This is a genomic window from Pseudomonas sp. W15Feb9B (assembly GCF_000828175.1).
Lineage (GTDB): Bacteria > Pseudomonadota > Gammaproteobacteria > Pseudomonadales > Pseudomonadaceae > Aquipseudomonas > Aquipseudomonas parakoreensis.
In genome coordinates this window covers 121451-137141 of the sequence record NZ_JTKF01000009.1, presented here as the reverse complement: position 1 = coordinate 137141, position 15691 = coordinate 121451, and the positions used below count along the sequence as shown (strand labels likewise).

Genomic DNA, 15691 nt, shown 5'->3' with positions numbered 1-15691 from the left:
GCAAGAAAAGCCTGACTTTTCTGTCAAGCGTCAAAAAACTGTTGACTCATTCCTGACACACTCCAGCGGCTACAAGTCGTTAATTTAAAGGCTTTCGACCGTTTATCGCTTTCTTCAGGATGTGAATAAAGGGTCAAGGACGCGACAAATCCAGCAATAGCAAGCACTTGATGGCCAATAGCCTGAAAAAAGCCCGGTGTTATACACGTGCAACATGTCATTTTGCTGACACGCTTTTCCACACCTGCGCTATACCCCTTTTGACAGTTCCATTTTGATCTTCTTCCACCGTCTTACGAGGCACGCCAATATGGACGTGAGCGTATTTGGTACGGGCTATGTTGGCCTTATTCAAGCAGCCGCACTTGCCGATGTCGGACATCGGGTTTTATGTGTGGATATTGACCCGAACAAGATTAAACAACTGCAACAGGCCGTACCGCCTATTAGCGAACCGGGTTTATCCGCCGCGCTGGAAGAAAATATCAAGGCCGGCCGTCTGCTGTTCAGCACCCAGGCCAGCGACGCGGTGGAGCATGCCGAGTTGATCTTCATCGCCGTGGGCACCCCGGCCGATGAGGACGGTTCCGCCGACCTGACCCACGTGCTCAACGTCGCCCGGCAGATCGCCTCGCACATGGAGGCCGATCGCACCCTGATCATCAAGTCCACGGTGCCGGTCGGCACGGCGGATCAGGTCGCCGCCAAGGCCAGCGAAGAATTGCAGCGCCGCGGCCGCAGCAGCCTCAAGGTGCGGGTGGTGTCCAACCCCGAATTCCTCAAGGAAGGCAGCGCCCTCGCCGATTGCATGCGCCCGGACCGGATCATCGTCGGCACCCGTGATGACGCGGCGCGCGAACAGATGAGCGAGCTGTACGCGCCGTTCTGCCGCAACCACGAAAAACTGATGTTCATGGACAACCGCAGCGCCGAGCTGACCAAGTACGCGGCCAACGCGATGCTCGCCACGCGTATCAGCTTCATGAACGAGCTGGCCAATCTCACTGAATTGCTGGGCGCCGACATCGAAGCGGTGCGCAAAGGCATCGGCTCCGATCCGCGCATTGGTTACCACTTCATCTACCCCGGTTGCGGCTTCGGCGGTTCGTGTTTTCCCAAGGATCTGCGCGCCCTGCTGCACACCGCCGAACACAACGGCATGCCGCTGAAACTGCTGCGCAGCGTCACTGATGTCAACGACAGCCAGCGGCACATTCTTTTCAGCAAACTCAAGGCGCAGTTTCCGCAAGGCCTGGGCGGCAAGTCGATCGCGATCTGGGGCCTGGCGTTCAAACCCAATACCGATGACATGCGCGAAGCCCCCAGCCGCTACCTGATGGACGCGCTGTGGGCCGAAGGCGCGAGCGTGCAGGCCTACGATCCGGAGGCCATGTCCGAGTGCCGGCGCCTGTACGGCTATCGCGACGATCTGCACTTGTGCGCCACCCGCGACGACACCCTGGAAGATGCCGATGCGCTGGTGATCTGCACCGAATGGAAGAATTTTCGCGTAGTGGATTTCGAGCTGCTGGCGAGCAAGTTGCGCTCCAAAGTGATTGTCGACGGTCGCAACCTCTACAACCCGGAACACGTGGCCGCCGCCGGTTTGCACTACAGCGGCATCGGCCTGCGCCACATCGCACCGGAAGGATTGCGCCCATGAAAATCCTGGTCACCGGCGCTGCCGGCTTCATTGGTGCCCATTGCGTGTTGCGGCTGATGCGCGACGGGCATGCGGTGGTCGGCCTGGATAATTTCAACGGCTACTACGACCCGCAGCTCAAACACGATCGCGTGCAATGGGTGCGTGATCAGGTCGGGCATTTCCCGCTGGCACGCATTGATCTGGCCGACGCCGCCGCGATCGAAGCGCTGTTTGTCCGCGAGCAACCGCAGGTGGTGATCCACCTCGCGGCGCAGGCCGGGGTGCGCTACTCGCTGGAAAATCCGAAAGCCTATCTGGACAGCAACCTCTGCGGCTTCCTGAACATTCTCGAAGGCTGCCGGCACCATCCGGTGGAGCACTTGATCTACGCCTCATCGAGTTCGGTCTACGGCGCCAACCAGCACACCCCGTATTCGGTGCACGACGGCGTCAATCACCCGCTGTCGCTGTACGCCGCGACCAAAAAAGCCAATGAGCTGATGGCCCACAGTTACAGCCATCTGTTCGGCATTCCCTGCACCGGCCTGCGCTTTTTCACTGTGTACGGGCCATGGGGGCGGCCCGACATGTCGCCCATCCAGTTCGCCCGGGCGATCACCGAAGGCACGCCGCTGAAACTGTTCAACTACGGCGAGCATCAGCGCGATTTCACCTACATCGATGACATCGTCGAAAGCATCGCGCGCCTCACCGACCATCCGCCGCACAACCACCCGGAGTGGGACCGCGAACACCCCGACGCCGGCAGCAGCATGGCCCCGTGGTGCCTGTTCAATATTGGCGGCCATCACCCGGTGGAGCTGAAAACCTATCTGGCGCTGATGGAAAAACACCTCGGCCAGAAAGCCATTGTCGAGCTCTTGCCCCTGCAACCGGGCGATGTGCTCAACACCTGTGCCGAGACCGATGATCTGGCCCAGGCCACCGGGTTCCAGCCCCGGATCGAGCTGGATGAAGGACTGGGGCGTTTCATCGCCTGGTTTCGCGACTACTACCCCACTGCCTATCGCCCACGCGCCGCTCGCGGCTGAACATCAGCGGAGGACCCCATGACTGGACATGAACAAGGTGTACCGATCAATCAGATGCGCCGCGACAAGCGCATGGATCCCGAGCACCGAATGCGCCTCGATTCCGCCATCCACATGCAGGGCCGTGGCTGGTTGACCGGCCGCGACGGTGGCCGGCCATGGACGTTGTCACGCACCAACCGGGTATTGGCCTGCTTCGGTGCGCTGGTGCTGCTGGTGGTGTTCTCGCCGCTGCTGCTGGGCCTGGCACTGGCCATCAAATTCACCAGCCCGGGACCGGTGATGTTCGTGCAGAAACGGACCGGTTATCGCGGCCGCACCTTCGGCATGTACAAGTTCCGCACCATGGTCTGCAACGCCGAAGAGCTGAAGGAATCGCTGCGTCACCTCAACAAGCACGGGGTCGACGCCATCGATTTCAAGATCGACAAGGACCCACGCATCACCGGTATCGGCGGTTTCCTGCGGCGCACCAGCCTCGATGAACTGCCCAACCTGTTCAACGTGGTGAGCGGTGACATGCGCCTGGTCGGCCCGCGGCCGACCTCGTTCAACGCCTACCGCTACAAGGACAATCACCTCGCGCGCCTGAGCATCTACCCCGGCATGACCGGCCTGTGGCAGATCTCCGGGCGCAGCAACATCGACTTCGACCAGCGCGTTGAGTTGGACCTCAGCTACATCGCCGAGCAAAGCCTTTTGCTTGATCTGAAGATCTTGTTGAAAACCCCCTTCAAAGTATTCAGTGGCCACGGAGCAAGCTAATGGACGGTTCAACCAACAAAAGCCTGAGCATTGCCAACCCCAGCGAATCGAACCTGATCTCGACCGTGCTGGATCTGGATCTGCGGATCCTGTTCCTGACCGCCGCCAACCCGGGCGCCGGTACCACCACCAGCGCATTGGCGCTGGCCAGCCAACTGGCGCAGATGAGCAGCGGCCAGGTGCTGCTGGTCGATGCCAGCCAGTCGGCGGGCAGCCTCACGCAGCAATTGAACCTGGGCAAGGAACGCGGCCTGCGCGACTTGCTGTTCAACCCGGACAACCCGCCGCTGTTGCAGGATTGCGTGGTGCAGGTTTCCAGCCTGCCGTTCCACGTGCTGCCCAACGGCCGGCCGATCCGCACCCTCGAACACCTGACCGCCGAGCGCCTGAGCCCGCTGCTCGACCGCTTGGGCACGCAGTATCGCTTCGTGGTGATCGACGGCGACGCGGTGTATTCCGCCGCCGACACGCTGGTGCTCGCCACTCAAGTCGATGGCGTGGTGTTTGTGGTGCGCGCCGAAGACACCCGCTGGGAAGTCGCCCAGGCCGCCGTGCAACGCCTGACCCAGGCCGGGGCAAAAGTGGTCGGCAGCGTATTCAACCGGCGCAAGTACTACATGCCCAAGTGGCTCTACAAAAACCTGTAAGCAAACGCGAGGGATGACGCCATGAACGCCAAGATACTGGTTCTGCTGATGCTGCCGCTTGCAGGCTGCTCCAGCAATTCCGAAACCCAGAACATGCCGGTGAACATTCTCACCGCCACCCCGGCCAACGCCCAGGCCACCGACATGCCGAAGATCGAGCAGACCTTGCGTCCGCAAGACGTGCTGGATGTGATCTTCCACATCAGCACCAGCGGCTCGGACGCCTACCGCGTGCAGTCGGGTGACCAGATCGGCCTGAACTTCACCGCCGCCAGCCAGCTCAATGGCAACCAGTTGGTGCTGCCCGACGGCACCATCAACCTGCCCGGCGCCAACACCTCGGTGAAAATCGCCGGCCTGACCGCCGATGAAGCGCGCGATGAAATCCAGCGTGCCTACCAGCGTAAACAGCTGTTCCAGCCCAACCGCAATCAGTTGACGGTGCAGGTCATCAGTCCGCTGACCAATGAGCAGAACCTGAAAAGCGCGCTGAATCACCCGGCCACCGGCATGAGCCGCGAGATCACCGTGGGCAACGACGGTTATGCGAGCTTTCCGGAAATCGGCGCGGTGCCGCTGCAAGGCATGACCATCAATCAACTGGAAACCTTCCTCAACCAGAAGTACGCGCAATTGCCGGGGCGGATGAGCGTCGATGTGATGCTCAAGTCCACCGCCGGCAACGAGATCTACGTGCTGGGCGAGGTCGGCCAACCGGGCTCCTACCCGATCCGCCGTCCAGTGTCGGTGCTTGAAGCGCTGACCCTGGCGCGCGGCACCAATGTCAAAGCGCGTCTGGACTCGGTGGTGATCATGCGCCGCAACGGCAATCAGGTGCAGGCCGTGCACTACGACGTGGAAAAAGCCCTGTCGGGCGATGCGTCGCAGATCGCCTACCTGCAACCGGACGACATGCTGTTCGTGCCAAAAACCAAACTGGCGAGTGCCGGCGATCTGGCCCGGCAACTGGCCGACGTGGTGTTGTTCCAGGGCGTTGGTTTCAGCTTCGGCTACCGCGTCGACAACAAAGGCAGTAACAACAACTGACTCTCAGGTGACCGATCATGAATCCAAAGGAAAACTACCTGCATGAGTTCTTCAGGATCTTCTTCGCCAACAAGCAGCTGGTGAAACGGGTCTTCCTGATCTTTGCAGTCATCGCGTTGGTACTGCCGCTGGTGCTCAAACAGAGCTTCGATATCACCGCCCAAGTGATCGTGCAGTCGAAAAAACTCTCCCAGGGTGACGCCACCACGTCACTGACGGTCGATAACGCCACCTTCATTCCGCCGTCGCTGGCGGACATGGAAACCGAAAGCAACATCCTGCGGTCCCCGGCGCTGATCCGCCAGACCATCAGCGAGTTGCGCGACAAGGGCGAGTACAACCCGCCGGTCGGTATGTTCGCCAAACTGGTGAGCGATCCGATCCGGCGCTACGTCTCTTCGCCACTGCGTGAGTACGTGATCAATCCGCTGCGCAACATGCTCGGGCTGCAAACCGATCCGGTGCGTGACACGGTGCTCGATGGCTTGACGCAAGATGCGATCAACAGCCTGAAGATCGAGACCCTGCCCGGCTCCAACGTGATCTCGATCATCTACAGCTTCCCGGATCCGCATCAGGGCACCACGTTCGTTGCGACCCTGCTGCAGAACTATCTGGTCAGCCGTCAGGCGCTGCAATCGATCGACCTGCCGCAATCCTTCTACGAAACCAAGAAGCACCTGTATCAGGTGCGCCTCGATGGGCTGGAAGGTAATCGGCAAGCGCTGCTGGAAAGTGTTGCATCGTCCGATCCGAAGGAAGAAATCACCTTCCGCCTGAACGCGATCAATACCGAAGAGCAGGCCCTGAACCTGTATCAGGATCGCCTGTTGCAGAGCCAGCGCTGGCTCGAATACCTGAAAACCGCGCTGACGGCCGCCAGCAGCAACAAGCTCAACGACTACACCTTCCCCTTCACCTTCACCACCACCGTCGATAACGTGGCGTTCGAGGATCGGGAAATCAAACAGTTGGGCGAGCAACTGACCACTCAGGTCAGCCGCTACATGAATGACCTCGCGGTGTTCCAGCCCGGCAGCGAGCCGATGCTGCTGACCCGTGAGCAGATCGCCCGCACCCGCCAGCAGTTCCTCAAAGTGGTGAGCAACCGCATTCAGGAACGCACCAACGACCTGGCCGTGGTGCAACAGGTGATCGATCAGAAAACCGCGCGCATCGCCGAGTTCAAGAACCGCATCCACACCTTGCAACAGACCCAGAGCAAGCTGCGGCAGATGGACACGGAAATCGACGCGCTGCACACGGCGTTCTCGACCTACGCGCAACGCTTTGCCGAAAGCAGCACCGCCGGTTCGCTCAACGACGACCTGTCGAACGCCAAGGTGCTCAGCCCGCCGTTCGAGCCGACCGAGCCGGCGTTCCCCAAACCGCTGCTGATCATTCCGTTCGGGCTGTTCACCGGCCTGCTGCTGGCGATTGCCCTGGTCTATGTGCGTGAGTTCTTCGATCACCGTTTCAAACACCCGGCGCAAATCACCCACGAACTGGGCCTGCCGGTGTTGCTGGTGATCAACGACGAGAACGTGCTGCCGAGCAATCCGCACAAGAACTGGACCGTGCCAAGCTTCGTGCACTGGGTGCGCAATTGAACACGCTGTCCACCCCGAACGCCGCGCTGCCGATCATTCACTTGCTCAGCAGCGGCGGCTTCTATGGGGCCGAGCGCATGTTGCTCGATCACTGCCTGGCGACACCGGGGCAGCACCAGGTGCTGTTTCTCGATGCACCGCCCGCATTGATCGCGCGCTTTCGCGAGGCCGGGGTGGACTGTCGTGGTTGTGCCGGGCTGGGCGAGTTGTTGCGCCACCTGCGGGCCCGGCGCAGTGAACGGCCGCTGATCAATACACACAACTTCAAAGGGCTGTTGTTCGGCTGGGTCGGCGCGACGCTGTTGCGTTTGCCGCTGGTCATCACCCAACACGGCTTCACCCCGCGCAGCCGCAAACAGAAGTTCTATACCTGGCTGAGTCTGCAGTTATGCCGCACCGCCTCGGTGGATCGGGTGGTGTGCGTGGCCGAGAGCATCGCCGTGCTGCATCGTCAGGCCAGCGTGCAGGCGGACAAACTTCAGGTGATCCCCAACGGATTGCCCGCCGCCGAAGCGTTGATCAGCACCACTGACAGTCAGCGCTGGCTCGCCGGTTACGTCGGACGCTTGAGCAGCGAGAAAGGCCCGGACCTGTTTCTCGATGCCCTGATTCCGCTGTGTCACCAGCATCCGCAACTGGACGCGGTGATGCTCGGTGACGGCCCGGAACGTGAGGCGCTGCAGGCGCGGATCGACGCCGCAGGTTTGCAGCAACGAATTCGCCTGCCCGGTTACCAGACCGCCATGCAGCCGTGGTGGCAACAACTGGATGCGCTGGTGATCAGCTCGCGCACCGAAGGCACGCCGATGATTCTGCTCGAAGCGATGCAGAGCGGCGTGCCGGTGGTGGCGTTTGCGGTCGGCGGCATTCCCGATGTACTCGAGCACCGGCACAACGGCTTGCTGGCGACACCCGCCGCCAGCGCCGACCTCGCCCGCCAGCTCGATAACCTACTGAACGAGCCGAACCTGGCTCGGCAATTGTGTGACAACGCAAAGCGTACGCAACAGGATCGCTACGACCTCAAGGCCTTGGCCGAACGCTGGTCGCAGCTGTACATCCGCACGGCACGGGAGGCACGCGCATGATTTTCCCGCTCTCGATCGTCACGCTGCTCGGTCTGGTGTGCATCGGTCTGCTCGCCAGCCCTTATCCATTTCTCGCACCCGGCGCGGTCATTGGCCTGGTGGGGTTCACGGTGTTGTACCGCAAGCCGACCTGGGGCCTGCTGGGCATCGCCGCGCTGGTACCGTTTGAAGGTTTCTTCAAGGACAGTGCGCTGTCCGGAAGCAAACTGATCGGCGCCTCGCTGGCGGTGATCCTGATGCTGCAACTGGCCCTGCATCAGATTCCCGGCGAGCGCCTGCGCAGCAATATCTGGCGGTTTCTGCTGTGGTTCCTCGTCCTGTATTTCCTCAGTTTGCTCAACACCGATGACCTCGGTATGTCACTGGGGCATCTGCGTGAACTGAGCGTCGGGCTGATCCTGTTTGTCATTACCCTGTTGATCGGCCGTGAACTGAATCTTGACCTGTTCGCCCGACTGGTGACCCTGAGCGTCAGTGCCACCTGCGCCATGGCAATGTTCTCGACCAAATTCCAGGATCAAGGCCGCGCCGCCGGGCTGCTGGAGGACCCCAACGCCTTCGCCCTGCTGATCGCCTTCGCCATTCCGCTGGGCCTGCTGCTGGTGATTCGGGGGCCTAACCTGCTGCACCGGTTGTTCTGGGGCGCTTGCTGCTTGCTGCTGCTCGGTGGCATGACCAAGACCGAATCGCGCTCCGGGCTGGTGGTGGTGGCCTTGAGTCTGCTGATCGGTTGCTGGCACTACCGCGCGCAACTGACGCGGATTCGCCCTCGGCACCTGGGCTTCGCCATGCTCGGTGCAGCCATCGTGATCCCGCTGGCAATCTACGCGATGCCCGCCGGTTACGCCGCGCGCATTCAGTCGCTGAGTATTCTCAGCGCCGGCTCCAAGGCACAGGATGAATCCCTCGGCCGCCGCGCCTCGTACATCGTGGTCGGCGGGCAGATGATCCGCGAGAACCCGTTGCTCGGTTCTGGACCCGGCACCTTCCCGCTGCACTACGCGACCACCGGCTACGCCAAGGCGTTTTCCGCCAACCGCAAGATCGGTGACCTGTACCGCCGTGCCCACAACACTTATCTGGAAATTTTCAGTGAGCTGGGGATCCCCGCCGGCCTGCTGTTTGTCGGCATGCTCGGCCTCGGTCTGTACAACCTGATCCGCGCCCGCGCCGCGTGGATGCTGCGGCGCGACTGGCAACAGGCGGACCTGATGACCCACCTCGGCGTGAGCTTCCTGTCACTGACCCTGTTCCTGATGTTCCTCAGTGCACCGAATCAGAAATACGTGTGGATCATGCTCGCGCTGACCAGCGTCCTGCGCCTCAAGGCCGAACAGGCGCCACTGAACGAGGCCAGGACATGAGCCGGATCAGCATCATCATCCCGATGTTCAACGAGGCCCGGCACATTGGCCGCACGCTGCTGGCCGCGCAAAAAGCCGCACATGCAGCCGATGTCGAGTGCGAGTTGATCGTTGTCGACAACGGTTCGAGCGACGACGGCCCGCACATCGCCCGCCAGTTCGGTGCACAGGTGCTGGTGCTACCGGGCCTGCTGATCGGTGCGCTGCGCAATCGCGGTGCGCTGCTGGCAAGCGGCGAGTGGATCGCGTTCATTGATGCCGACGTCGAGATGCCCGAAGACTGGCTCAAGCCCTTGTTCGAACTGCAAGCCGAGGGTCAGGCCGATGTGTTCGGTCTGGATCTGCACACTCCTGCTGCCGCGCCGTGGTACGCCGCTGCCTGGCAACGGCGCACGCTGCGCCCGTCCAGCCAGAGCTCGCACCCGGTGGACTGGCTACCCAGCTCCAACCTGCTGATGCGCCGGCGCTGGTTCGACAAGGTCGGCGGTTTCGACGAACACCTGCGCACTGGCGAGGACAAGGAATTCACCCTGCGCCTGCGCGACAACGGCGCCGTATTGCTCTCGATCAACAACCACGTCGCCCTGCACTGGGGCTACGAAATGAACTGGCGCGAGTGGATGGGCAAGGAAATGTGGCGCCAGGGCAGCCACCTGCAACTGCTGCGCACCCACGGGTTCAGCCTGCGCCTGCTGCGTTTTCCGTTGCTGTCGATTGCGGTGTGGATCCTCGACTTCCTGGCGATTTCAGCGTTGCTCGACGGCTTCCCGCATCACGCCGCGACCATGGTCGCGTTGACCCTTCTGCCGGGGCTGGTGCTGAGCGTGCGGCAGAGTATCAAACACCGCGACATCGGCCTGACCCTGCAACTGTGGGGCCTGCACTGGGTGCGTCTGCACCTGGCGGGCGCCGCGTTCATTCTCAGTCTGTGTCATTGGAATGCCAGGAGGCCTGCCCGTGGCTGAATTCATTTTCTGGCTGTGCCTGCTGCTGCCGGTATACGCCTACCTTGGCTACCCGCTGCTGCTGACGGTGCTGGCGCCGCTGTTCCCGGCCTGGCGCCACAGCCCGGCGCCGCCGCTGAACATCAGCATCGTGATCGCCGCGCACAACGAGGCGCGGCACATCGAGCACAAATTGCGCACGCTGCTGGCGCAGGACTATCAGCCGGCCACGCTGCAGATCATTCTCGCCAGCGACGGCTCGACCGACGACACCGTGGCCCGCGCGCACAAGGTGGTTGATTCGCGCATCACTGTCCTCGACCTGCCGCGCCAGGGCAAAGCGGCAACGCTGAATGCCGGGGCGGCACTGGCGACCGGCGATATCCTGGTGTTCACCGATGCCGATAACCAATGGTCGCGGGAAACCCTCGGCTACCTGCTCGCGCCACTCAGCGACCCCAACGTCGGTGCCTGCGCCGGGCACATGGTGATTCCGGTGACCGGCGGCGGCCTCAGCGTCGGCGACAGTCTGTACCGGCATTACGAGGGCTGGCTGCGCCGGGTGGAGAATCGCACCGGTTGCATGGTCTCGGCCGATGGCGCCCTGCTCGCCCTGCGCCGCGAGCTGTTCCAGAGCGTACCGGCGGAGGTCAATGACGACTTCTTTCTCAGCACCTGCGCGCCGGTCGCCTTCAAGCGCATTGTCTATGTGCCCGAGGCGCAGGTCATCGACCACGGTGTCGACGAAGCGGACAAACAGTTCCGCCGCCGTCAACGCGTCACCGTCGGTGGCCTGCAAAGCCTCGCCCAGCGCCGTGAACTGCTCAACCCGCTCAAACATGGCTTGTATTCGATTGCGCTGATCAGCCACAAGCTGATCCGCCGCCTGGCACCGATCCTCCTGCTGCCATTGCTGCTGAGCAATTTCTGGCTGTGGGAGGACCACGGATTCTATCGACTGGCCCTGATCGCCCAACTGTTCGGTTACGCCGTGGCGATTGCCGGACTGCTGGATTCACAACACCGGTTACCCAAACCGTTTCGCCTTGCGGCATTTCTGCTGGTCACACTGGCAGGCATGAGCATCGGCCTGTGGCAGTTCTTGCGCGGCCAGCGTTACGCCCAGTGGAATCCTGAACAAAACCGTTGAAAGGAGCGAAGCCATGGCGATCAAACAATTAATAAAACGCACCAGTGGCTGGCTTTACCTCAATTCCCCGGTGGGACGCAATCAGCTGCACGGCGCCGGGGTGATCCTGATGTTGCACCGGGTGCTGGCCAACGACCGCGCCGCCGACCTGCCGCACCGCAATGAGCTGTGTGTCGGACCGAAAGCCTTCGAGCACCTGCTGGTGTGGCTGCGCCGACACTTCGATTGTGTGCCGCTGATGGACATCCTTGCGCCCACCTCACTGCGCAGCGACCGTCCACGGGTGGCACTGACGTTCGACGACGGCTGGCGCGACAACGCGGTCAATGCGTTCCCGCTGCTGCAAAAACATCAGGTGCCGGCGAGCATCTTTCTCTCCACCGATTTCATCGGCAGCCGCCAGCGCTTCTGGTGGGAAAGCCTTGGCGAGACCCTGTGGGGCAGCCATGGCGAAAAGGCCCGCATGCACTTGATCGAATACCTGCACATGATCCACCACCCACTGCCGGTACTGGTCGATGACATCGATGTCGACCGCCGCAGCCTGTCGCTGCTGCACTACCTGCAAAGCCTGAAAAACCTTGAACCGGCGATGCTCGAACGCTTGACCGACGAATGCCCACCCGAAGCGCAGCCGCAAGCGCTGGACTGGCACCAGGTGCGGGCGCTGGAAGCCTCGGGACTGGTGCGTTTCGGCCCGCACGGCGCCAGCCACGCGATCCTCACGGAACTGGACGATGTGCGCCTGAGCGAAGAAATCCGCCGCAGCCGCGACGCCTTGAACAACGGCTGCAACCGGCCACTGCCGGTGTATTGCTACCCCAACGGCAACAACGACGACCGTGTGCGCAAGCAGATGGCTGCCCACGATTACCCGTTCGCGCTGGGCACCGGCACCGGCATCTATCGCGGCGAAGGCGATCCACTGAACCTGCCACGTTTCGGCGTCAGCCAACGCACCGCGCGTAATCCCGAGCTGCTGTCGTGGCGTATCTTTCGTGGAAACCGGCCATGAGCCGCAGCCATTACCTCAAGCATCTGGCGCTGAGCATGGGCACCAAACTGGCGATGATCGCCTTGCGTTTGCTGCGCAATGTGTTGCTGGCGCGGATCCTCGGCCCCAGTGAGCGAGGGCTGTTTGCGCTGCTCAGCACCTTGCCCGATCTGATCAGCGCTGCCACCAGTGGCGGGTTGAATTCAGCCGTCGGTTATCAGGCCGCCAAGCAACGGCCGATGGGGTTGCTGCTGAGTCAGGTGCTGGTGTTTGGTTGCTTGCTCGCCGGCCTGTTGACCTTGTTGGTGGTAGCCCTGGTGCGTGAGTTCGGCAGTGAACTGGATGTCACCGTGCAGCTCGGTCTGCTGGCCTGGCTGTTACTGCTGGCGGTACCGCTGACCGTGCTGAAGAGCGGTCTGCTGACCCTGCACAACGCCTCCGGTGGCGTGGTCGCGTTCAACGCCTTACGCCTGACCGAATCACTGGCGCCGCTGCTGCTGTTTCTCGCGCTGTTCTGGATGTGGAAAAGCGCGGCGCTGGAAGCGGCGCTGATCAGTTGGCTGGCCGGGATCAGCCTGGTGGTGCTGGCCGGTTGGGTCTGGCTCAAACGCGCGCAACCGCTGCACCTGCAATGGGATCGCGCCAGCCAGAACGAACTGCTGCGCTACAGCGCGCGCAGCCATCCGGACTTGCTGTTCCAACAGGTGATTCTGCGCTCGGACTACCTGTTCATCGGCGCCCTGCTCGGCAGCACCGCGCTGGGGCATTATGCGATGGCCAGCGCCGCCGCCGAACTGCTGCTGATCGTCCCGGAAGCAGTGACCACGCCGCTGATGAAACGCCTGTTGCAACAAGACGAAGGCATGGACAAGGTCACCCCGCTGGCTCTGCGCCTGACCGCCACAGTGATGCTCGGTGCGTGCCTGAGCATGGCCGTGATCGGCAACTGGCTGATCGTCACCCTGTTCGGCATCGCTTACCAACCGGCGTATCCGGCGCTGCTCGCCTTGCTGCCGGGGCTGCTCGGCCTGTGCTACGCAAGCATCCTGCGTCTGGACCTGCTGGGGAAAAACCGCCCCGGTACGGTGTCGCTGCTGATGGGCCTCGGCGCCCTGCTCAATCTGGCGCTGAACCTGGTGTTGATTCCGGCCTACGGCATCGTCGGTGCAGCGGCGGCATCGTCGATTGCCTACCTGGCCGTGACCGTGGCGATGCTGGTGTTGTACTGCCGTTTAAGCGGCGTGGCGTTTTGGCAAACCCTGATCATCCTGCCCAGCGATGTCGCGCCGATGTGGCAGATGCTGCACCGGAAGGCCGTATGAAAGGCCTGCTCCTGCTGCTCGGTCTCGGCCTGTCGCTGGACGCCTTTGCCGCGTCGATGCGCTGGGGCGAGATCCGCGACGGCAGCCTGTATCTGCAAGCCGATCGCCCGGACACCGTGACCGTGCGCTGGACCCCGGCGTGGCAGGCCGAGGCCAACGAAGAGCATCTGTACCTGCTCGACGGCCAGGGCAAACTGCAGGGCGAACGCTTGATCAAGGCCAGCGAAACCCGTGGCAGCCAGAGCTGGCCGCTGCTGCCGGGCGCTGCCAGTTATCGCCTGGAAATTCCTGGCTACAGCTTCCGCAATTATCGGGTCGAACACGATGAGCACACCGTGGCGCTGTTCGAGCCGGCCAAGGTGCATTTCAGCGCGCAGACACAGAACGGCGACGAGCTGTATTTCAAGGTGGCGCCGGGGGAACACGCGGTGCTGGCCGGCAAGTTTCATGGCGGGGTCAACGCGCTGCAGGCGCAACGCGTGGGCGATGATCAGCCACTGACGCTGGCGCTCAAACCCTATCGCGCCTACTGGCAGTTCGATCAACTGGCGTTGCCGGTCAGCGAACGCGAACAGGTCTGGCGCCTGCGTCTGCAAGGCAGCGGCAAAGCGGCGTTCTGGCTCGACGGCACGGCCAATCGGTTTGCGCAGACTGCGCAGCAACTCAAACCTGTGCGCGAAGAGACCGGCCAGATCCACCTGACCCTGCACGACAAAATCCTCGGACGCACGCCGGATCTGGGCATCGCCCTGCCCTATGTGATGCCGCCCGCCAGTAGCCATGCGGTGCTGGATGCGTTGAAAGCGACCGCCGCCAGTTACTACAGTTTTGTCGATGTCACGGCGAAGAATCCGCACTTCGAAGACGCGTTCCGCAAGGTTTATCAGGAGCGCTTCGGCATTCGTCAGGACATCACCCTGCTCGCCGGCAGCCAGCGTCAGGCCGATCTGCGCGCCGATGTGCAAAGCAATGGCGGGCTCGACGCGTGGCTGGCCAGCACCCGCGCCTTGGGCGGCAAAGGCACGCACTACATCGGTTTTGCCGATGAGCCGAACCTCAACTATTCGAGCTTCGAGCAATACCGGGCAATTTTCGCCAGCATGGCCAGGCAAGTGCGCAGCGATCCGGCGAATGCCAGGGCCGGCGTGCGCATCGCCATGCCCGCCAGTTCGCGGCTGGTCAACGGGCCGTTCGCCGATAACGCGGCAGACAAGCGTGGCATCGACTGGGCGCGGCGCTTGCTCGGTGAGTCCGCCGAGCAGATCGACGCACTGGCCTGGCACGAATGGATGATCCGCGACCTGCTCGCCACCCGGGTCTACCGCGACAGCGTGCGCCGCGCTGCCGAACTGGTTGGCCTCGACGCTCGCGGCCAACCGCGCAAGGCTTTGCTGCTGGATCAGACCAACCTCTCCAGCGGCTCCAGCCTCAGCCCCTACGATCAAGAAACCCGGTACGCCGCGCTGTGGTGGACGTCGGTGGTGATCAACGCTTCGCAGGACGGTTTGCTGAGCATGCTCAACTGGTTTCAGGCCGCCGATGAGCCGGAATACCCCAAAGGCATGATCCGGGTCCTGGGCGCTGAGGGTTTCGAGCTGAAACCGGTGGGGCTGGCCCAGCAGTTCATCGCGCAGCACTGGCTGCATCAGGTGCTGTGGCTGGAGAACGACGGCTTCGAAGTCGATGTGCTGGCGATGGCCGGCGACGACCAGCGTGGCCTGCTCGGTGTGAACAAGGGCACGCGTTTGCAGCGGGTCGACCTGAGTGGCGCCAAGTGCCCGCTGAACAATGGTGCGTTGCGTTACTTCGGCACGGACAACCGCAGCCGCGATGCGCCATTCGCCTGCCGCGACGGACGCGTCAGCTTCGACTTGCCAGGGGAAACCCTGTTCGCGTTGAGCTGGAGCGCGTCATGAACCCGAATTTCAGACAATGCATGGCGAAAACAGAATTGTGGCGAGGGAGCTTGCTCCCGCCGGGCTGCGAAGCAGCCCCAATACTTGCGACCCTATTGGCGACTGCTGCGCAGCCGAGCGGGAGCAAGCTCCCTCGCCACAGTCGTT

General features: G+C 62.4%; 13 protein-coding genes. All 13 read left to right on the top strand.

Annotated features, from left to right (window positions below; genetic code table 11):
• The first annotated feature begins 310 nt into the window (after positions 1 to 310).
• From OC71_RS07105 to OC71_RS07045, 13 genes are read left to right on the top strand one after another with little or no spacing between them, the layout of a single operon-like run.
• A complete protein-coding gene (locus tag OC71_RS07105; RefSeq protein WP_041066283.1) occupies positions 311 to 1663 on the top strand; it encodes a UDP-glucose/GDP-mannose dehydrogenase family protein in 1353 nt (450 codons plus the stop codon).
• A complete protein-coding gene (locus OC71_RS07100; protein WP_041066280.1) occupies positions 1660 to 2697 on the top strand; it encodes an NAD-dependent epimerase in 1038 nt (345 codons plus the stop codon). The genes OC71_RS07105 and OC71_RS07100 overlap by 4 nt, the downstream gene beginning before the upstream one ends.
• Positions 2698 to 2715: 18 nt before the next feature.
• Positions 2716 to 3462, top strand: a complete 747-nt coding sequence (locus OC71_RS07095; RefSeq protein ID WP_041066278.1) for a sugar transferase — start codon at positions 2716 to 2718, stop codon at positions 3460 to 3462.
• Entirely contained in the window at positions 3462 to 4109 is a 648-nt protein-coding gene (locus OC71_RS07090; protein ID WP_041066276.1) for a CpsD/CapB family tyrosine-protein kinase, read from the top strand. Before OC71_RS07095 ends, OC71_RS07090 begins: the two co-directional genes overlap by 1 nt.
• Positions 4110 to 4130: 21 nt before the next feature.
• Positions 4131 to 5156, top strand: coding sequence for a polysaccharide biosynthesis/export family protein (locus OC71_RS07085; protein WP_041066273.1), 1026 nt, complete (start codon positions 4131 to 4133; stop codon positions 5154 to 5156).
• Positions 5157 to 5173: 17 nt separating this feature from the next.
• Positions 5174 to 6766 (top strand): Wzz/FepE/Etk N-terminal domain-containing protein, encoded by a 1593-nt coding sequence (locus tag OC71_RS07080; RefSeq protein WP_041066270.1) that lies wholly within the window; start codon positions 5174 to 5176, stop codon positions 6764 to 6766.
• Complete coding sequence (locus OC71_RS07075) at positions 6763 to 7854, top strand: glycosyltransferase family 4 protein (protein ID WP_041066267.1); 1092 nt, start codon at positions 6763 to 6765, stop codon at positions 7852 to 7854. Before OC71_RS07080 ends, OC71_RS07075 begins: the two co-directional genes overlap by 4 nt.
• Entirely contained in the window at positions 7851 to 9218 is a 1368-nt protein-coding gene (locus OC71_RS07070) for an O-antigen ligase (RefSeq protein ID WP_041066264.1), read from the top strand. The genes OC71_RS07075 and OC71_RS07070 overlap by 4 nt, the downstream gene beginning before the upstream one ends.
• The gene (locus OC71_RS07065) at positions 9215 to 10183 is read left to right on the top strand and encodes a glycosyltransferase (protein ID WP_041066261.1); all 969 of its coding nucleotides are present in this window, start codon (positions 9215 to 9217) and stop codon (positions 10181 to 10183) included. Before OC71_RS07070 ends, OC71_RS07065 begins: the two co-directional genes overlap by 4 nt.
• Positions 10176 to 11312: a glycosyltransferase family 2 protein gene (locus OC71_RS07060; protein ID WP_041066258.1), complete on the top strand. Its 1137-nt coding sequence runs from the start codon at positions 10176 to 10178 to the stop codon at positions 11310 to 11312. Before OC71_RS07065 ends, OC71_RS07060 begins: the two co-directional genes overlap by 8 nt.
• A 13-nt stretch (positions 11313 to 11325) precedes the next feature.
• Complete coding sequence (locus tag OC71_RS07055; protein ID WP_041066255.1) at positions 11326 to 12327, top strand: polysaccharide deacetylase family protein; 1002 nt, start codon at positions 11326 to 11328, stop codon at positions 12325 to 12327.
• Positions 12324 to 13628: a lipopolysaccharide biosynthesis protein gene (locus tag OC71_RS07050; protein WP_041066252.1), complete on the top strand. Its 1305-nt coding sequence runs from the start codon at positions 12324 to 12326 to the stop codon at positions 13626 to 13628. The genes OC71_RS07055 and OC71_RS07050 overlap by 4 nt, the downstream gene beginning before the upstream one ends.
• Entirely contained in the window at positions 13625 to 15544 is a 1920-nt protein-coding gene (locus OC71_RS07045; RefSeq protein WP_041066249.1) for a hypothetical protein, read from the top strand. The genes OC71_RS07050 and OC71_RS07045 overlap by 4 nt, the downstream gene beginning before the upstream one ends.
• Positions 15545 to 15691: the final 147 nt, after the last annotated feature.